Here is a 19,099-nt window from a genome sequence, read left to right as displayed (position 1 = left end):
TTCATCATGCGTAGATTACTATATTCTTTTTTATTCTATATGATTATAGGACTATTAAGTGGTTTCTATTACAGAGAATTAACTAAAGCGCATCATTTTACGGGTGATACACAATTAGCATTAGTACATACTCATACACTTATACTCGGAATGTTTATGTTCTTACTTTTATTACCACTTGAAAAGGTATTTAAATTAAGTAGTTATTATTTATTTAATTGGTTCTTTATCGTCTATCATTTAGGTGTCATAGTGACAATAGGCATGATGACTTATAAAGGTACTTTACAAGTGATTGGTGCAAAATATTCACCAGAAGCTTTAGCAGGCTTTGCTGGTATAGGTCATACGGGAATGCTAGCAGGACTGTTATTATTATTCTTTTTACTTAGACAAGCAATTATTACTGAACCTAAGGATTAATTTTAACTCGTGAGTTTTTAATGACTCACGAGTTTTTTTATGTAGTGCTAATATGAATATCTTCAATACGCATTTCACATATAGTATAATATTGATGAAATAAATGATAATAATTATCACTGGGAATTAATTAATATGCTTTACATATTATAGGAGGAAGCAATATGGAAGACGTTACGATTATAGGTGGCGGTCCAGCTGGCTTGTTTGCAAGTTTCTACTCTGGGTTGAGAGGGATGTCAGTTAGAATCATTGATGTGCAAGATAAGTTAGGTGGTAAAATGCAAATTTATCCGGAGAAAATTATTTGGGACATTGGTGGTGTTGCACCTAAACCGTGCTACCAGATTATAGAAGATATGATTGAACAAGGTTTACATTTTAATCCTAAAGTAAATTTAAATGAACGTGTTACTGATATACGTAAAGTTTCAGAAAGACATTTTGAAATTGAAACAAGTGAAGGGCACATTTATGAATCCAAAGCAGTTATTTTCGCTATTGGAGGAGGAATCATTAATCCAAAACCTCTTGATATTAAAGGTGCAGAACGTTATCAACTTACAAATCTTCACTATGTCGTTCAGTCATTTTCAAAATTTAGAGATAAAGATGTCCTTATTTCTGGCGGAGGAAATACTGCATTAGATTGGGCGCGAGATATTGCGAAAATTGCCAAAAGCGTAACGATGATTTATCGAAAATCAGAAACAAGTGGTTATGAAGCTATGAATGGGATTCTAAAAGAACTTGGTGTACAATTACTGCCAAACACTAAAATTAAACAACTTATTGGAAATGACAATGATACACGTATTCATCAAGTGAAACTGGAGAATGTTGAGAGCGGTAAAATCGAAAATCAAGCTTTTGATGAAGTCATAATTAGTCATGGCTTTGATCATGAGAATCCATTACTCAAAGATTGTACATCACAATTTGAACTTTATGATGAATACCGAGTTAAAGGCTTTGGGAATACGACTACTAGTGTAGAGGGTATTTACGCATGTGGCGATATCGTGCACCATGATGCTAAAGTACATTTAATTGCGAGCGCATTCAGTGATGCTGGTAATGCTGCTAATTTAGCTAAGACGTACATCGAACCTCATGCAGCAACTGAAGGTTATGTATCAAGTCATAACGATATCTTTAAGGAATCAAACAAAGATATTGTGAACCAATATCTATACTAAGTTTATTGAAAGGATAGCATAGTGATGGTAGAAATTAATTTTGAAGCCCCTAAAGTTCAAGAATACTGTGATTTAAGACTCAACGCTGGTATGAGTCCTAAGTCAATTGAAGCTGCTGAAAAGGGGTTACCCAATGCTTGTTTTAATGTCACAATTTATGATGACAATAAGCTCATTGGTATGGGGCGTGTTAAAGTTGATGGTGGTACTGCTTTTCAGATTGTAGATATCGCAGTAAATAAAGAATACCAAGGTTTGGGACATGGGCGTACTATAATGGAAGAAATTATGAAGTATATTGATCGAGTGGCTGAAAAAGGAACATATATAAGTTTAATGGCAGATTATCCAGCTGATAAACTTTATGAAAAGTTTGGGTTCATAAGTACCGAGCCACATTCAAAAGGAATGTATATCAAGTATTAAAGATTTGAGCGCGAGTAGACTATGAGGTGTACTCGCGCTCTTTTTCTTATATTAATTATTTTGAAGCATTAAAATCTATTATAATGCGACCAGTATTTTCATGGTTAATCACTTTATCAATAGCTTGAGGAAGTTCATCAAAAGAAATGACATGCTTAATATCATGAAGTTGATTTGGTTTTAAATCTCTTGCTAATCTTCTCCATACACGACGACGTAACTTGATTGGTGTGAAAACTGAATCAATGCCAATAATACTTACACCTCTTAAGATAAATGGGAAAATCGAACTTTCAAACTCATTGCCACCAGTCATACCAATTACTGCTACACTGCCATTATTATCTAAACGTTTAACAATATAAGGTAAATTTTGACCACCGACAGGGTCAATGGCTGCTTGCCAAGTGCGTGATGCCAATGCTTTTTCATCATTATCTGGTAGGCGATTGATTACTTCAGTAGCACCAAGTTCTTTTAAATCAGCGTCAACATTCTTTCGTCCGGTACTAGCTATCACGTCATATCCCAGATTATCTAACATAAGCATAGCAAGTGTGCCAACGCCACCTGTTGCTCCTCTTACTAAAACTTCTTTTCCTTCAATAGTCATGCCAGCTTTTTCTAATTTTTCAATAGCTAAGCCAGCTGTATATCCAGCAGTTCCATAAATCATAGCTTCTTCAAGAGTAAGTCCCTCTGGTAAGTTAATAACCCATTCTGATTTCACACGTGCGTATTCACTGAAACCACCATAATGACTTACACCTAAGTCATAGCTTGTAACAATGACTTCATCTCCAACTTCTAATCCAGGTGCATTCGTTTCTTCAATAGTACCAGCCAAATCAATACCAGGCACCATAGGATAACTTTTTACAATTGCATTGTCATCTTGTGTAGCCAAAGCGTCTTTATAATTAATTCCAGAATAGTGAACCTTAATGAGAACGTCACCTTCAGGTAAATCCTCTTTACTTATCTTTTTAAAATCATGAGAAACGTTACCTTTGTCGTCTTGATCAACTATAAATGCTTGAAACTTTTCTACCATAGTATAGCCACTCCTATAAGTATCTTTTTAAATTCTAAAAATTATAGTAATCGTCAACTCTAAATTCCCTTATTCATAGTTTACCTAGTCATTTTATTTTTAAAAATAAATAACACATAAATGTCTCCTAATTTCTTTAAAATTTAAAAGGATTTTTAGATAAAAAATCAAAAGAGTTGTTATTGAAACAAATATCACCCACGAATATAATATTCTTGATAATGATTATCAATTGAGAACTTTAACTCCAACTCGATGTGAGTCACAATAGGTTAATCATTTATTTATCAATCTATGAGGTGAAGTAATGAAAAAGTTACCGGTTATTTTATTAGCATCAACGTTAATGTTAGCAGCATGTGGAAACGACAATAATAGTAAAGATAGTTCAAGTTCAACAAATAATAGTAGTGGTGGTAATAAAAAGGAATTAAATGAAGCTACTAAGAAGTATGAAAAGTACACAGATAAGCAACTCGATCAATTCTTAAAAGGTACGCAACAATTCGTTGATGCAATTAAAGATAACAATATGCAAAAGGCTAAAGAATTATATCCTAAGGTACGTATGTATTATGAACGTTCAGAACCAGTTGCCGAGGCTTTCGGTGATTTAGATCCTAAGATTGACGCTCGTTTAGCAGATATGAAAGAAGAAAAAAAAGAAGATCAATGGACTGGATATCATAAAATTGAAAAACAACTTTATCAAGATAATAAAATTGACAGTACAACTAAAAAGGATGCTGGTCAATTGTTAAAAGATGCTAAAGAATTACATGCAAAAGCTGATACGTTAGATATTACACCTAAATTAATGCTTCAAGGATCAGTAGACTTATTAAATGAAGTTTCAACATCTAAAATTACAGGTGAAGAAGAAATTTATTCTCATACTGATTTATACGACTTTAAAGCTAATATTGAAGGCGCGCAAAAAATATATGAGTTATTTAAACCTACTCTAGAGAAAAAAGATAAAAAGTTAAGTTCAAATATTCAAAAGAACTTTGACAAGGTAAATAAATTACTTGATAAATATAAAGACGGTGATGGTTATAAATCTTATAATGATGTAACTAAGAAAGATAGAAAAGCATTGGCTGATGCTGTAAATGCTTTAGGTGAACCATTAAGTAAGATGGCTGTGGTTACAGAATGAGTAAAATAGACAAAGACCAATCATCACAAATGTCACGCCGATCATTTTTAAAAATGTTAGGCATAGGTGGCGCTGGTGTAGTCATTGGTGCAAGTGGAGTAGGAAGTATATTCTCTTTTAAATCAATGTTTGATACACCAGAAGATGAAGAGAAAGATGCATATGAGTTTTATGGCAAAGTTCAAGCTGGTATTACTACACCCACACAACGTTCAATTAACTTTGTAGCTTTAGATTTAAAATCGAAAGATAAAGCTGCAATCAAAGATATGTTCAAACAGTGGACGAAAATGGCAGCGCAGATGACGGACGGAGATTCTGTCGGTAAAGAGAGTAGTAACCCATTATTACCACCTGTTGATACTGGTGAAGCAATTGGCTTAAGTGCGAGTAAATTAACGCTTACGTTCGGAGTAAGTAAATCTTTCTTGAAAAAGATTGGTATGAAAGACAAGATACCGAAAGATTATAAAGATTTACCACATTTCCCTAATGATCAATTATCGGATGATTTTAGTGATGGAGATATCATGATTCAAGCATGTTCAATGGATGATCAAGTTACTTTCCATGCTATCCATAACTTAATAAGACCATTTAGAGATATTGTACAAGTTAAATGGTCTCAAACAGGTTTTGTTTCAGGACAACTTCATGAAACGCCACGTAACTTAATGGCATTTAAAGATGGGACTGTTAACCCTCGCCATACTGACGAGTACAAGGATTATGTATTTATTGATGACGGTTGGGCTAAAAATGGTACATATTGTATTATTCGACGCATACAGATTCATATTGAAACATGGGACCGCACTGCACTCGAAGAACAAGAAGCGACGTTTGGACGTAAACGAATCTCTGGTGCTCCGCTAACTGGTAAGAAAGAATTTGATGAAATGGATCTCGGTGCAAAGGATAGTAGTGGAGAGTATGTAATTCCTGCAGATGCTCATGCACGTTTAGCGCATGAAGCGAAGACGTCCATTAAACGTCGTGCTTATAACTACACTGCAGGAACAAATGACAAAACTGGAGCTTTAGAAACAGGGTTATTATTTATTAGTTTCCAAAAGGCGACTCAACAATTTATTGATATTCAAAACCATTTAGGTCATAAAGATAAATTAAATGAATACATTACACATCGTGCCTCCGCAACATTTATCGTATTACCTGGTGTGAAAAAGGGAGGATACCTCGGTGAAACACTATTCGATTAAGATACTTATCGTCTTAATTCTAATATTAAGTTTATTTAAAATAGCACCAGTACATGCTGAAAATGCCTCAATGAGTGAAGCATATGTTTCAATTACGGATGCTAAATCAACGATTAGTGATAATTCAAAAAAGGATAGCGATAAGAAAAAAGCTATCAAGCAAGTTAGAAAAGAAATTAATGCTTTAAAAGTAAAAGATAATAAAGAAGGTAAAGCAGTCAAGAATAAACTGAAGGAAGTTGAAAGTGCTAAAACTTCAGATGACCAAGCTGATAAGTTATCAGACTTAACTAAAGCATTAATTACATATGAAAATACACAAAGTTCTAAAGATGCATCAGGTCAAATTAAAGAATTAAAGCAAGCAGTAGACGCCAAAGATGAACCTATTCAAAAAGCGATTAAAAATAAAAATCGCTCAGAACTCGAATCCATTAATAATAGTTTGAACCAAATTTGGACTAGTCATGAAACTGTCATTCGTAATTACGATGAAGGGAAATATGGCACGATTGAAGTGAATTTAATGCAACTTCGTGTAGCCATACAAAAGGAACCATTAGATCCAAAGAAAGTTAAGAACGCTTGGGATACGTTCAAATCAAGTATAGATACTGTGGACCAAAAACAATCATCAGAAGAAAATGGTAAGTACAAAGTGACACAATTAAATGATGAGTTAGATAAGGCGATAACTGGTATCAATAAAAATGATTTAAAACAAACGGATGCGGCTTTATCTAAATTTATTCAAATTTGGCCATATGTCGAAGGTAAAATTCAAACTAAGAATAGTAGCTTATATACAACTATTGAAGATAAAATACCTTATTATCAAAGTATTTTAGATGACAGCAACAAAGAGCGTGTCAAAGACGGTTTAAAAGAGATCAATAATGATATTAAAGATACGGTTGGAACAGGAGATTATACTTTCGTTGATGTAATGGTAATCTTCTTACGTGAAGGCTTAGAAGTACTATTAATCGTCATGACCTTAACAACCATGACCCGCAAGGTGAAAGACCATAAAGGTACATCTAGTGTGATAGGTGGTGCACTCTTAGGATTAGTATTAAGTATAGCGTTAGCAGTTGTTTTGATTTCAACAATTGGCAATAATGGTATTATTCGTGAGGGTATGGAAGCGGTACTTGGTATCGTAGCCGTTATTTTAATGTATGTGGTTGGTGTGTGGATGCATAATCGATCAAGTGCAAAACGTTGGAATGAAATGATTCAGTCGATGTACCAAAATGCAATTAGTAACGGTAACCTTGTTTTATTGGGAACAATCGGCTTGATATCAGTACTTCGTGAAGGTGTTGAAGTTATCATATTCTATATGGGTATGATTGGTAGTATTAAAACGCAAGACTTTATAATAGGAATAGTAATAGCGATTGTAATTTTAATCATCTTCGCTTTACTATTTAGATTTATTGTCAAGTTAATTCCAGTTCACTATATATTTCGAGTGCTTTCAATACTAATCTTCATTATGACATTTAAAATGTTAGGTGTAAGTATCCAAAAAGCTCAATTACTAGGTTGGATACCTCAACATAGTATCGAAGGTTTGCCTACAGTGAGTTGGATTGGTTTCTATCCTAGTGTCGAAACAATAGTAGCTCAAATCATTTTAGTTATTTTAATACTATTATTTGTATTTAAACAACGTAAAAAGAATCAACAATAAAGAAAAATCACAAATGAGACTCATTTAGAGTTCATTTGTGATTTTTTGTTTTCTATAAGTGAATTTTGCGATAAACATGCTGATTTCAAATAAGAGAATTAATGGAAGTGTTAATGCTAAGTTTAATATTAAATCAGGTGGTGCAATAATACTTGCTGCAACAAAACAAGCAAAGTAAACATATTTTCTATAATGACCTAACTGATTAACATCTATAAGTCCAAAATGAGCTAATCCCATAAATAATATAGGTAATTGGAATATAAATCCAAAAACGAGGAGCCATCTAATTAGCTCTCCTAGGTATGCTTTAAATCCAATAACTTGGTCTATATTGAGCATATGAGATAGTTTTTCAGAGAAATTAATAATCATTGGAAAGCCAACAAAAAATGCGAAGGCTACTCCTATAATGAATAATAAAGCACAGAAAAAACTATATTTATAAATAAATTGTCGTTCATAAACATGTAGGCCTGGTGCTATAAAAGACCATAGCTGATAGAAAATAATAGGTACAATTAAACATATTGCTACTGTGAAAATAATCATTACATAAATTTGTATCGTTTCGGTAAACGAGAAGGTATGTAAAGTAACATGTGCTCGTTTAATATATTTTATAAAAGGTTGCATCCACCAATGTGATGAAATATAAACTAAGAAGACTGAAACGATAAGTGCGATCAATACAATGACAAGCCTGTGACGTAACTCTCCAAAATGCTCTAATAGTGAAGAACTATTTTGATTGTTCTCGCTGTGATTTAGAAGCTTTACTGGGAGTCTCGTGTGAATCTTCATCAATATGTTCTGCTGCGGATTTAAATTCTTTTAACGTTGAACCAACAGCTCTTCCAAATTGTGGTAATTTTGTAGGTCCAAAAATAATTAATGCGATAATTGCGATTACGACTAAACTTGTAGGACCAGTGATACCTACGACAAACATATTTTCAAACATATAATAACCTCACTCTATTTTTTAAACAATTTTCATCTATAACTTTATACTCATTGATAAAGATTATCAATAGAAAAATGATAGTATTATAAAATAAAAAAGCGTGACTCGTCCAATAAAATAAGTTAAAGTAGTTTAAACGACAAAAAGGGGTTGTTTGGTATGAGTGAAAGTATCCGTGAGGTAAGAAGTGATGAAGTTGAAATATTGCAAGATATAGCTAAGAGAACTTTTTATCATACATTTAAATCGTCTTATGATGATAGAGATTTTAATAAATTTTTTGAAGAGGCGTATAACATTAATCAATTATCTCGTGAACTTCAAGAGAAAGATTCATTTCACTATTTTTTTAAAGATGAACAAAAAGTAGTAGGATATTTAAAATTAAATATTAATCATGCCCAAACAGAAAAAAAGGGAGAAGATTATTTAGAAATTCAACGAATCTATTTCGATGAGGCGTATCAAGGTGGCGGGAGAGGTAAAAAATTCATTGACTTGGCTGTCAAAAAAGCAAAGGAATATCATAAAACTAAGATTTGGCTTGGTGTATGGGAGCACAACCCACAAGCACTTCGATTTTATGAAAAAAGAGGGTTTGTCGTTACAGGTTCACATGAATTTTATACTGGTGATGTCGTAGATAAAGATTTAATTATGGAAAAAAGTTTAATTTAAAATATACCAAAAAGTATATAAAATTTGAACATTGAACTTGTTATTATTAGCGTAGGTATTAAAAATTAGATATAATTATCACGTTAAATTTTTATGAATTTTACGTAAAATTTTAGTAAAAGCAAGGCGTTGATTTTGTTATAACTAGTAATCATTATCGTCAATGTTTCAGTTGCTATGATGACAGTTAATCATTGAATTAAAATGTGTTTATGATAATCGTACATTTTATTTTAATGAGTATACTAGTTTTAATTATCCTAAGCATTTCACTTATGAAGAATTAAATACGTAATACAAAGTGAAAGAGGAATTACAAATATTAGATTTATAAAATCTAATAGCATGTCTGCCAAATCACGTTATATTCATATAGAGTTATTAGAAAGGACGTATAACATGAGTACACTGACAATTATTGTCACATATTACAACTCAGAAGAGTACATAAAAAGTTGTATTGAAAGTATTAAACAACAGAGAACTCAGGATTTTGAAGTGATTATCGTTAATGATGGTTCTACTGACAATAGTGAACAATTAATGAATGAAGCTTTAAAAGATTATGATAAAGATATTAATTATATCAAATTAGAGAGTAATCAAGGACATGCACATGCACGTAATGTTGCTCTAGAACAAGTGGAAACACCTTATTTTATGTTTCTTGATTCAGATGACGTTTTAGCCTCATATGCAATCACATTTTATCTAGATAAATTTAATTATACTGATGGCTTGATAGCGCCTATTCATTCATTTACACTTCAACGTCCTCAATACGTTGATTTAGATCGTGTTAGAGTTGAGTATTACAATGCTGACGCGAACGTTAATTCATTTTTAAGAAAGCAAACAGCTTGTAATATAATATTCCGAACTGCAATCGTCAAAGCACATCATCTGAAATTCAACGAAGATTTAAGTATTTATACTGATTGGTCATTTACGCTTGAATATATGAAGTATGTTAATAAGTTTATGCGTATTTTTAACTTCCCGTTCTACTTCCGTGGAGAAGTTTACGATCCTTTTGAAACAGTGACGTTAAGTGAGCAAAGTTTTGATGTTCTTTTTGAAGAATATGTAAAGAGCTTCTATGATGCTTTAGAACGTACTTCGAATAAAATGACGCGAACATTTATTATTAATAAAATGGAAAATAGAATTTCCCGTGATTTTGATCCAACTCATTATGATATTAAAGCAAGATATGAGGCTCACAAAGATACACTTGTTGAATTAGCACAATATCTTAACGTCCAACTTGTTAAACATCAAAAACTCATCAATATCATAGAAACGGTTTTATTGATGAATCAAGATACAGAGAATGCTTTTAAAGTGAACCAATTTAGAAAGACATTGCGTCACGTTAAAAATGTCTTACTCAGAAGAAAAAATAAAGATCGTTCTATATATGAACTTACTGATAAAGAAGAAAATGTTAATCAAGGAACGATTGTTTTCGAGGCATTTGGTGGTAAAAATTATAGTGATAGTCCGAAATATATATATGAATATATGCAAAAATACTATCCAAATTACAATTATGTTTGGTCACTTAAAAAACCTGATAAGAGTGTAATTCCAGGTAATGCTAAAAAAGTGAAACGTGGATCTGCTGAATACTATCAAGCATACTCTGAAGCAAGTCATTGGGTATCAAATGCACGTACACCGTTATATTTAAACAAAAAGGATAACCAAACTTATATTCAAACTTGGCACGGTACGCCATTAAAACGACTTGCAAATGATATGAAAGTCGTTCGTATGCCTGGTACAACAACTTCAAGATATAAACGAAACTTCAACCGTGAAACGTCACGTTGGGATTATTTAATTTCGCCTAATAGATATTCTTCAGAAATTTTCAGAAGTGCATTCTGGATGGATGAACCTAGAATATTAGAAATAGGCTATCCAAGAAACGATGTATTAGTGAATCGTGCAAACGATCAAGACTATATCGATGAAATCAAGACAAATCTTAACTTACCAAGTGATAAAAAAGTAATTATGTATGCTCCAACTTGGAGAGATGATGAATTTGTTAGTAAGGGTAAATATTTATTTGAGTTAAAAATTGATTTAGAAAATCTATACAATGAGCTAGGGGATGATTACGTTATCTTATTACGTATGCATTATCTTATCTCTAATGCTCTTGATCTAACAGGATATGAAAACTTTGCAGTTGATGTGTCTAATTATAACGATGTTTCAGAGTTATTCTTGGTAAGTGATTGTTTAATCACTGATTATTCATCTGTTATGTTTGATTATGGTATTTTAAAACGTCCTCAATTTTTCTTTGCATATGACATTGATAAATATGATAAAGGATTACGTGGATTCTACATGGACTATATGAAAGATTTACCAGGTCCAATTTATACTGAACCATATGGATTGGCTAAAAAACTCAAAGACTTAGATAAAGTTCAAGATGAATATCAAGACCAAATTGATGCTTTTTATGATAGATTCTGTTCAGTTGATGATGGTAAAGCTTCTCAATATATCGGAGAGCTTATTCACAAAGATATCGAAGAAAACAAGTAGAAATATAATATTTATATATAAGGCTGTGACTAATTTTATTGTCACAGTCTGTTTTGTATCTAAACTTAAGAAAATTCATTTGAAAGTTAAATCAATATATGGGACAGATGTCTCGAAAGTAATTTGAAAATGTATATTTGATGCTAATTAGAAGGGAAAGGACTTCTTATAGTCTGTATATAAATTTAATACTCAATTAATAAATATAGGGTATAATATTAATAAGGAATTAATATTATACTCTTTTTTTATGCTTTTTATAAAAATATGATGTTATAAAATGAGAGTAATGGTAGATAGATTCAAAAGCTGGAGGAGATATTCATGAAGAGATTATTCGCAAGTATCACAGTTCTAACATTAATACTAGCAGCATGTTCTCATAGTGGAAGTGATGAAAATGAGAAAAATGATGATAGTTCGAAGAAGGAACAAAAAGAGAAAAAGTCTAAAACTGATTCAAAGGATAAGTCTAAAAATCATAAAGATAAAGACAGTACATCTAAATCTAGTAGTAATAATAATGAACTTTCGTCGTCTGATTCACCAACTGAAAATACTAATACATCAAAACAGCAACCTCAATCTAACCAAGATAATAGTAAAAATAAGGACTATGTTGCACCTTATCAAAGCAATCACGCGACACAGGTCGCTAGAAGCTTGTCTCCATTTAATGGAAATGAAGGTCAAGCACTACAACAACTTCCAAATTTTGAAACAGCCCTAGATATAGCAAAGAATGAGGCAAACATGTTTGGTAACTCACATAAAAAATATAATGACTACTCCCTCGAGGCTACTAATGATGGATTTAGATATGTATTTAGCTTTAAAGATGACTCAAAAGACAATAGTTATTCGATAGTCACAGTGAATCGACAAGGTCAACCAACACTTATAGATCCAAACTATCATCAATAGTATATAAATAACGCGTTCACTTAATTTAAAAGTGAGCGCGTTATTTAAGTAATTATCAATTTATTTGCTGAGCTATTAAATGACTAAGTTTGTCTAATGAATGATTTTGTCTATTAATATATTTACTATTTACATGTGGTATTGAATCAGAAATTAAATGATTTGTAAGTAATTCTGCATCTGTATACCATACTTCTTTTAAGCTATTGAGTACATCTTCATATACACCACGTTCTTCAACATATTGAGCATGATTTGGCGTATATAAACATACCTTTTTATTAAGAGTGAGTGCATCAAAAATAATAGAAGAGTAGTCGGTTAGAACAATATCAGCTATCATAATTAAATCTTGTGTTTCTACACTTTCAGGTGGGACAATCACGCCATCAGGAATGTAATTATCTTTACTTTCAACGTGCCCTTTGAATATCACATTATATTTATTGAGTAACTTATCAGATAAAGGTAGTATATCTTCTTCAGATGTATTTGATTTCCAAGTTGGGGCATACAACAGAACTGGCTTAGAGGTATCTAATTGTAACCCTTTGATAATTCTTTTTCTTAGGGTGAGATCTTGAGATTTATTTAATAAATAATTGACTCTTGGATAACCGATAGGTAGGATATCTAATTTATGACTCGGAAAAGCAGATTCAAAATATTTTACAACCTCTGTAGAATCAACGACAAGATAATCTTGATGGACCCATTTATTATATTTACGTGCTCGATAGTTATAAATGTTTAGATTTTGATGCGGTTCTTTACTATCTAAAAAGAGACGCTTAATAGGTGTTCCATGCCATAATTGAATGACCTTTCCATTAGGACGAACATCATCAGGTAGATAGCTTTCTATGATTACAACACTAGCAGTTTCAATGACTTCCTTTGCACTCTCATCATTAGGAGATATGAAATGTGGGCCAGTTCTATCATCAGTAATAAAATATGATTCTACTGTAGCGTTATGTTTTACAAAGTAATTAAATAGATACTTAGAATTTCCTCTATAATGATAATCAAAACCTAAAAATACGACATGTGATTTAATTTTAGAATCATCTTTATCATAAATATAACTAATTTCCTTATGTTTACGTAATGAATAATTTTTAATTGGATTTACGAGCCATCTTGGTGCTTTGAATTTAGTACTTAATAACACGGAATCAGAATAACGTATACTATCATGATCATTGAAAGGTACACGTGTGAAAGGGATTCTACGTTGATGTTCATATGCAATTTTATTAAGAAAGAATTGATCTCTATAATTTAATCCATTACGGTCAAAACTTCTCCAGAATACCTTGCTTGTTCGGAGGGAGTCTTTAAAATCAAGTGCCACATGTCCTTCTACAGCTACATGGCCCTTAAGAATAGTAAATAAAGCTAAGTCAAATATCGTTTCAACCTCAAATTTATTCAATATCTTAAGCGCTGAATTGATTTCGTAAATAACATTAGGATATAAATTAATATTTTGTACCCAATCTTCAAAGTTAATATATGTTTTACCAAAGTATCTACAGTCATTAAGATACGTATTATGTATTGTATAATCGACAACAAATGAAGTTGAAGGTAGCTCAATGGATTTTAACATTGATTGATGAATCTGAATTTCATTTGAATAGGGTACAAAATGTGTGTAACCCTCATGTAAAGCTTTTTCTAATAGTCCTTCCAACTTCTCCATATGTGAAATGTTTATTTGTTTTATCATTCGTTTTCCTTCTATCTATTAAACTTTTATTACTACTATTTTATCATGTGGCTCACTATAATTCATGAATTCACTGCTTAAAAATGACTTTCAATGTAATAAATCTAAAAACTTAGTACTATATTTTTTTAGGAAAATATTAAACTTTGAGGTTTTGAAATCTTCTTGAATAAACTATAAAAAGTCTATTGTATTTTTAAAAGAAAGATGATATATTTTTCTTGTGAAAAAGTTCACAAATATTTGTGGGGATGACATACTAATTTTTATTTAATTTTTGTTAACTGTTTAAAATTAGTATGTTGCTAGTTAAATTCATAGAAAATTTTTAGGAAAGAAGAGTCAAAATATGTTAGTACAAACATTTAATCCATTTGGTAATTTAATATTATCAAGTTTAGTAGCAGCAATACCTATCATTTTATTTTTACTATGTTTAACAGTTTTCAAAATGAAAGGAATTTATGCAGCGATAACTACACTTGTAGTGACATTGCTCATTGCAATTCCATTTTTCAAATTACCAGTGGGAATCGCTTCTGGTGCAGTTGTAGAAGGTTTCTTCCAAGGGGTGATACCTATTGGTTATATTGTAATGATGGCGGTATTACTTTATAAAATTACTTTAGAGTCTGGGCAATTTTCAACTATACAAGATAGTATAACAAGTATTTCTCAAGACCAACGTATTCAATTATTACTGATAGGATTTTCGTTTAATGCGTTCTTAGAGGGTGCTGCAGGTTTTGGGGTGCCAATTGCAATTTGTGCTTTATTATTATCACAACTTGGCTTTAAACCACTTCAAGCAGCAATGTTATGTTTAGTAGCTAATGCAGCGTCAGGTGCCTTTGGGGCAATAGGTATACCAGTTGGAGTGGTCGATACATTACATTTACCGGGAAATGTTACAGCTATGGGTGTTTCACAAACCGCAACACTGACATTAGCCATTATTAACTTCTTTATTCCGTTTTTATTAATTTTTATTATTGATGGCTTCAAAGGTATTAAAGAAACATTACCATCTATTTTAGTTGTTTCTGTCACTTATACAGTTTTACAAGCACTATTAACTGTATTCAATGGACCAGAGTTAGCAGATATTATTCCGCCACTTGCATCTATGCTAGCTTTAGCTTTATTTTCTAAAAAGTTCCAACCTAAACATATCTTTAGAATTCAACAAGATGTTGAACCAGAACCAGTTAAACATCATAAAGGTAAGGAAATATTATATGCATGGAGCCCATTCGTTATCTTAACAATCATTGTCATGATATGGAGTTCTCCATCATTTAAAGGGTTATTCTTACCAAAAGGTAAATTATCATCACTTGTGTTTAACTTTAATCTACCAGGTACATTCAGTGATATAGCACACAAACCAATTGTATTATCACTTAATATTATTGGCCAAACAGGTACAGCTATTCTACTAACGATCGTTATTACTATATTGATGTCTAAGAAAGTAAACTTTGGAGATGCTGGTCGTTTATTTGGTGTCACTTTTAAAGAACTTTGGCTACCAGTCCTTACTATTTGCTTTATTCTGGCAATCTCTAAAATTACAACATATGGTGGATTAAGTAGTGCGATGGGTCAAGGTATTTCTAAAGCAGGTAGTGTCTTCCCAATCTTATCACCTATACTTGGATGGATTGGCGTATTCATGACAGGTTCCGTCGTCAACAACAACTCATTGTTTGCACCTATTCAAGCATCAGTTGCTCAACAAATAGGTACTAGTGGATCATTGCTTGTTGCTTCAAATACTGTAGGTGGTGTAGCAGCCAAACTCATCTCACCACAATCTATAGCGATTGCAACAGCTGCCGTTAAAGAGGTTGGTAAAGAATCTGAGTTACTTAAAATGACATTACGATACAGTATCGGTTTACTCGTATTCGTATGTTTATGGACATTCATCTTATCATTATTACTATAAAAAATAACATCTCCAAGCCTTTAAAAGTTCTTAGTAGGCTTGGAGATGTTTAATTATTTGAACATATTCATAAAGTCTTCATATACTGTATCCGGGTGATATAATTTTAAGGTTTCTTTACTATTTTGAATAATATGATCAAGTTCATGATAATTATGTGTTGTTAAATCAATTTGCTTGGCTAATTGTGATACATTTTCATACTCTACAAGATAACCATTATGGCCATTTTTTATAATAGCTTCAGGACCTACATTGCCTTTAAAACTAATAACTATATTATCCTGAAGCATCGCTTCTAAAATAATCATCCCAAAACCTTCATTACGAGAAGGTACAACAACAATTTTGCTTTGCGCTAATTTACTATTTAATTCTTGTGTAGACGCATTGATTTGAATAATATCGCTTAAATTATATTGATCGATAAATTCTTGTAATTGGTGTTGTTCTTTTCCATCCCCATAAAGATGTACTTCATAGTTTAAACTTCTTAAATAATCTTGTATAAGTCTCACACTCTCAAGAAGTAAATCAAATCCTTTTTCATGTTCTAAACGACCAGCGGCCAAGATAATATTTTTCTTCGGCGCAGCAATTTTTTTCTCAGTTACCATATTTGGTACGACGTATACAGGAGTTTTAAGTCGAGATTGATATTTTTTTTGATCACTTTCAGTTAATGTAGTGACTTTATTTAAGTTTCTATAGGCAGCAATAATTTCTCTTTGATATTGCTCAGGATGAGCATCAAAATTCATGTGTTCCATACCTATTTTGGTGATATGAGTTTTGGCATATTTTGAGATTAAAATATTGAAGCTCGCACGAGTACCAATTAATACATCTGAAGACACATTTTTGATGGCTTTAATCATTTTCTTTTCGACATAACTTGAAAACTGATTTAATCCTGGTTCATGTTGAGAAATTTTTTGTGGTTTTAAAAGTGGAGTATAAGATTTTACACGATTAGCGACAATCGCTTTGAAATTTTTGGCTTTAAAACGATAGTCAACTAATACTTTAATATTAATATCTTTGTTTAATTTAAAATAGGGCGATTGTGCGCCTCTAAATACTGAGATGATTGTAACTGAGTGACCTTTTTGAGACAGAGTATTAGCGAGCTGGGAAATAGATTTTACTGTTCCACCCATAGCATATATATTATGCATGAAAAACGTGAACGATTTCATGTAAAACACCTCATTGTTTCTATAATCTTGTAGTTCATTATAACATTAGTCAGACTACTAAAGGTAATATGTTAGAATGGATTAATAGCATTATTTAAGGGTAAGAGTTTAACAATTTATAGATATCTGACTTTTTATCCTTTTGTGAATAGCAATTTATAGTATATAATTAAACTAGTTTAATCAATGGTTATGATGAGGGAGAATCAAGTCTTCCTTAAATAACTCTTGGGATATATTTTTTATAGGTTTAGAAAGCGCTTTAATATAGGAATCTATATTAAAACAAATCCATTAGAGTCAATCGTTCCATTTATTCATTGAAAAGGGGGACTGTATTTGTTATGAGTACACAACATAGCAAAACAGATGTCATCTTAATTGGTGGCGGCATTATGAGTGCAACATTAGGAACATTACTTAAAGAATTATCACCTGAGAAAGAAATTAAATTATTTGAAAGATTGGACCAACCTGGTGAGGAAAGTTCAAACGTTTGGAATAACGCTGGTACAGGGCATTCAGCATTATGCGAGCTGAATTACACTAAAGAAGGTAAAGATGGCTCAGTTGATATCACTAAAGCGATAAAGATTAATGAACAATACCAAGTGTCTAAACAGTTTTGGACGTATTTAGTACGTACGGGTCAATTAGATAGCCCAGGTAAGTTTATCCAATCTGTACCACACATGAGTTTTGTTAAGGGCGAAAATAATGTGCGTTTCTTGAAAAGTCGTGTAGATAGTCTTCAAAAGAATGTTCTTTTCGAAAAAATGGAAATCTCTGAAGATCCTGAAAAAATTAAGAAATGGGTACCATTAATGATGGAAGGGCGTAAGTCAGAAGAGCCTATTGCTATCACTTATGATGAAACAGGGACAGACGTGAATTTTGGTGCTTTAACGAAAAAATTAATTAGCAATTTACAAGAGAAATATGTCGAAGTGAATTATAAGCATGAAGTTCAAGACATTAAGAAACAGGATAATGGTAATTGGAATGTTGTTATTAAAGATTTAACATCTGGTCAAATAACAAATTATGAAACGGAATTTGTATTTATCGGTGCTGGTGGCGCTAGTTTACCCTTATTACAAAAAACAGGTATTAAAGAATCTAAACACATTGGTGGTTTCCCAGTAAGTGGATTATTCTTAAGATGTAAAAATCCTGATGTTATTAAACAGCATCATGCAAAAGTGTATGGTAAAGCAGAGGTGGGAGCACCTCCAATGTCTGTACCTCACTTAGATACACGTTTTGTTAACGGCGAACGTTCTTTATTATTTGGACCTTTCGCAGGTTTCTCACCTAAATTCTTAAAAACTGGCTCATATTTAGATTTAATTAAATCTGTTAAACCAAATAATATAGTAACGATGTTAAGTGCAGGTGTTAAAGAGTTTAATTTAACTAAATATCTTGTATCTCAATTAATGTTATCTAATGAAGAACGTGTTGATGACTTACGTGTGTTCTTCCCTGAAGCTAAAGACGAGGATTGGGAAGTAATTACTGCAGGACAACGTGTTCAAGTGATTAAAGATACTGATAAATCTAAAGGTAACCTACAGTTTGGTACGGAAGTTATTACTTCTGAAGATGGTACACTAGCAGCTCTTTTAGGTGCTTCACCAGGTGCGTCAACAGCAGTAGATATTATGTTTGATGTATTACAACTTTGTTATCAATCAGAATTTAGTGGTTGGGAATCTAAAATCAAAGAAATGGTACCTTCATTTGGCTTGAAACTCTCAGAACATAAAGATGTATACCATGCCGTAAATAAAGAAATTACAAAGTATTTAAATGTTAAATAATTTGTAGAAGCTAAGTTAATGATAAAGTAAGTCAATTAAAAACAAAGGCTCTAAGATGGTTTCAAACT

16 protein-coding genes are annotated in these 19,099 nt (G+C 31.9%); 11 read left to right on the top strand and 5 right to left on the bottom strand.

Annotation, left to right across the window (positions count from 1 at the left end; all coding sequences use genetic code 11):
- The first annotated feature begins 6 nt into the window (after positions 1–6).
- The 3 genes from CM54_RS07355 (at position 7) to CM54_RS07345 (ending at position 2,048) form a co-directional block, all read left to right on the top strand.
- Entirely contained in the window at positions 7–423 is a 417-nt protein-coding gene (locus tag CM54_RS07355; RefSeq protein ID WP_002432207.1) for a DUF2871 domain-containing protein, read from the top strand.
- A gap of 164 nt (positions 424–587) precedes the next feature.
- Positions 588–1,622: an NAD(P)/FAD-dependent oxidoreductase gene (locus tag CM54_RS07350; RefSeq protein ID WP_037550227.1), complete on the top strand. Its 1,035-nt coding sequence runs from the start codon at positions 588–590 to the stop codon at positions 1,620–1,622.
- Between the two features lie 24 nt (positions 1,623–1,646).
- Positions 1,647–2,048 (top strand): GNAT family N-acetyltransferase, encoded by a 402-nt coding sequence (locus tag CM54_RS07345; protein WP_037550224.1) that lies wholly within the window; start codon positions 1,647–1,649, stop codon positions 2,046–2,048.
- 55 nt (positions 2,049–2,103) lie between these two features.
- On the opposite strand, the gene CM54_RS07340 is transcribed toward CM54_RS07345, so the two are convergent.
- The gene (locus tag CM54_RS07340) at positions 2,104–3,102 is read right to left on the bottom strand and encodes an acrylyl-CoA reductase family protein (protein WP_037550221.1); all 999 of its coding nucleotides are present in this window, start codon (positions 3,100–3,102) and stop codon (positions 2,104–2,106) included.
- 307 nt (positions 3,103–3,409) lie between these two features.
- On the opposite strand from CM54_RS07340, the gene efeO reads away from it, so the two are divergent.
- From efeO to CM54_RS07325, 3 genes are read left to right on the top strand one after another with little or no spacing between them, the layout of a single operon-like run.
- The gene (gene efeO / locus CM54_RS07335; RefSeq protein ID WP_037550218.1) at positions 3,410–4,264 is read left to right on the top strand and encodes an iron uptake system protein EfeO; all 855 of its coding nucleotides are present in this window, start codon (positions 3,410–3,412) and stop codon (positions 4,262–4,264) included.
- The gene (gene efeB, locus CM54_RS07330; protein WP_037550215.1) at positions 4,261–5,487 is read left to right on the top strand and encodes an iron uptake transporter deferrochelatase/peroxidase subunit; all 1,227 of its coding nucleotides are present in this window, start codon (positions 4,261–4,263) and stop codon (positions 5,485–5,487) included. Before efeO ends, efeB begins: the two co-directional genes overlap by 4 nt.
- Complete coding sequence (locus CM54_RS07325) at positions 5,468–7,186, top strand: FTR1 family iron permease (RefSeq protein WP_037550212.1); 1,719 nt, start codon at positions 5,468–5,470, stop codon at positions 7,184–7,186. The genes efeB and CM54_RS07325 overlap by 20 nt, the downstream gene beginning before the upstream one ends.
- A gap of 24 nt (positions 7,187–7,210) precedes the next feature.
- Here the strand turns inward: CM54_RS07325 and tatC are convergent, their stop codons facing one another.
- Positions 7,211–7,990, bottom strand: a complete 780-nt coding sequence (tatC, locus tag CM54_RS07320; protein WP_051600352.1) for a twin-arginine translocase subunit TatC — start codon at positions 7,988–7,990, stop codon at positions 7,211–7,213.
- Entirely contained in the window at positions 7,929–8,150 is a 222-nt protein-coding gene (tatA, locus tag CM54_RS07315; RefSeq protein WP_002432296.1) for a twin-arginine translocase TatA/TatE family subunit, read from the bottom strand. Before tatA ends, tatC begins: the two co-directional genes overlap by 62 nt.
- Before the next feature lie 162 nt (positions 8,151–8,312).
- On the opposite strand from tatA, the gene CM54_RS07310 reads away from it, so the two are divergent.
- From CM54_RS07310 to CM54_RS07300, 3 genes are all read left to right on the top strand, one after another.
- Entirely contained in the window at positions 8,313–8,831 is a 519-nt protein-coding gene (locus tag CM54_RS07310; RefSeq protein ID WP_037550206.1) for a GNAT family N-acetyltransferase, read from the top strand.
- A 399-nt stretch (positions 8,832–9,230) separates the two neighbouring features.
- Complete coding sequence (locus tag CM54_RS12360) at positions 9,231–11,399, top strand: bifunctional glycosyltransferase/CDP-glycerol:glycerophosphate glycerophosphotransferase (RefSeq protein WP_082243233.1); 2,169 nt, start codon at positions 9,231–9,233, stop codon at positions 11,397–11,399.
- Between the two features lie 324 nt (positions 11,400–11,723).
- Complete coding sequence (locus CM54_RS07300; RefSeq protein ID WP_023351232.1) at positions 11,724–12,323, top strand: hypothetical protein; 600 nt, start codon at positions 11,724–11,726, stop codon at positions 12,321–12,323.
- Between the two features lie 55 nt (positions 12,324–12,378).
- Here CM54_RS07300 and CM54_RS07295 read toward each other — a convergent pair whose 3' ends face one another.
- A complete protein-coding gene (locus tag CM54_RS07295) occupies positions 12,379–14,058 on the bottom strand; it encodes a CDP-glycerol glycerophosphotransferase family protein (protein WP_023351233.1) in 1,680 nt (559 codons plus the stop codon).
- Positions 14,059–14,407: 349 nt separating this feature from the next.
- Here CM54_RS07295 and CM54_RS07290 point away from each other — a divergent pair, with 349 nt between their 5' ends.
- Complete coding sequence (locus tag CM54_RS07290) at positions 14,408–16,009, top strand: L-lactate permease (protein ID WP_002432694.1); 1,602 nt, start codon at positions 14,408–14,410, stop codon at positions 16,007–16,009.
- A gap of 53 nt (positions 16,010–16,062) precedes the next feature.
- Here the strand turns inward: CM54_RS07290 and CM54_RS07285 are convergent, their stop codons facing one another.
- Positions 16,063–17,208, bottom strand: coding sequence for a glycosyltransferase family 4 protein (locus CM54_RS07285; protein WP_037550203.1), 1,146 nt, complete (start codon positions 17,206–17,208; stop codon positions 16,063–16,065).
- Positions 17,209–17,552: 344 nt separating this feature from the next.
- Between CM54_RS07285 and mqo the strand changes: the two genes are divergently transcribed.
- The gene (gene mqo, locus CM54_RS07280) at positions 17,553–19,031 is read left to right on the top strand and encodes a malate dehydrogenase (quinone) (protein WP_037550200.1); all 1,479 of its coding nucleotides are present in this window, start codon (positions 17,553–17,555) and stop codon (positions 19,029–19,031) included.
- Positions 19,032–19,099: the final 68 nt, after the last annotated feature.

It is taken from the genome of Staphylococcus sp. TE8 (genome assembly GCF_000692055.1).
GTDB classification, from domain to species: domain Bacteria; phylum Bacillota; class Bacilli; order Staphylococcales; family Staphylococcaceae; genus Staphylococcus; species Staphylococcus capitis.
Note: the sequence above shows the minus strand (reverse complement) of the source record. Positions and strands in the feature narration are given on the sequence as shown.

Bases quoted from the DNA above. Each gene is read 5' to 3' on its own strand.
- CM54_RS07285 (WP_037550203.1), bottom strand. From the start codon at position 17,208: ATGAAATCGTTCACGTTTTTCATGCATAATATATATGCTATGGGTGGA.
- CM54_RS07355 (WP_002432207.1), top strand. From the start codon at position 7: ATGCGTAGATTACTATATTCTTTTTTATTCTATATGATTATAGGACTA.
- efeO (WP_037550218.1), top strand. From the start codon at position 3,410: ATGAAAAAGTTACCGGTTATTTTATTAGCATCAACGTTAATGTTAGCA.
- mqo (WP_037550200.1), top strand. From the start codon at position 17,553: ATGAGTACACAACATAGCAAAACAGATGTCATCTTAATTGGTGGCGGC.
- CM54_RS07340 (WP_037550221.1), bottom strand. From the start codon at position 3,102: ATGGTAGAAAAGTTTCAAGCATTTATAGTTGATCAAGACGACAAAGGT.
- tatC (WP_051600352.1), bottom strand. From the start codon at position 7,990: ATGAAGATTCACACGAGACTCCCAGTAAAGCTTCTAAATCACAGCGAG.
- CM54_RS07300 (WP_023351232.1), top strand. From the start codon at position 11,724: ATGAAGAGATTATTCGCAAGTATCACAGTTCTAACATTAATACTAGCA.
- CM54_RS07295 (WP_023351233.1), bottom strand. From the start codon at position 14,058: ATGATAAAACAAATAAACATTTCACATATGGAGAAGTTGGAAGGACTA.
- CM54_RS07310 (WP_037550206.1), top strand. From the start codon at position 8,313: ATGAGTGAAAGTATCCGTGAGGTAAGAAGTGATGAAGTTGAAATATTG.
- efeB (WP_037550215.1), top strand. From the start codon at position 4,261: ATGAGTAAAATAGACAAAGACCAATCATCACAAATGTCACGCCGATCA.
- CM54_RS07290 (WP_002432694.1), top strand. From the start codon at position 14,408: ATGTTAGTACAAACATTTAATCCATTTGGTAATTTAATATTATCAAGT.
- CM54_RS07345 (WP_037550224.1), top strand. From the start codon at position 1,647: ATGGTAGAAATTAATTTTGAAGCCCCTAAAGTTCAAGAATACTGTGAT.
- CM54_RS12360 (WP_082243233.1), top strand. From the start codon at position 9,231: ATGAGTACACTGACAATTATTGTCACATATTACAACTCAGAAGAGTAC.
- CM54_RS07350 (WP_037550227.1), top strand. From the start codon at position 588: ATGGAAGACGTTACGATTATAGGTGGCGGTCCAGCTGGCTTGTTTGCA.
- tatA (WP_002432296.1), bottom strand. From the start codon at position 8,150: ATGTTTGAAAATATGTTTGTCGTAGGTATCACTGGTCCTACAAGTTTA.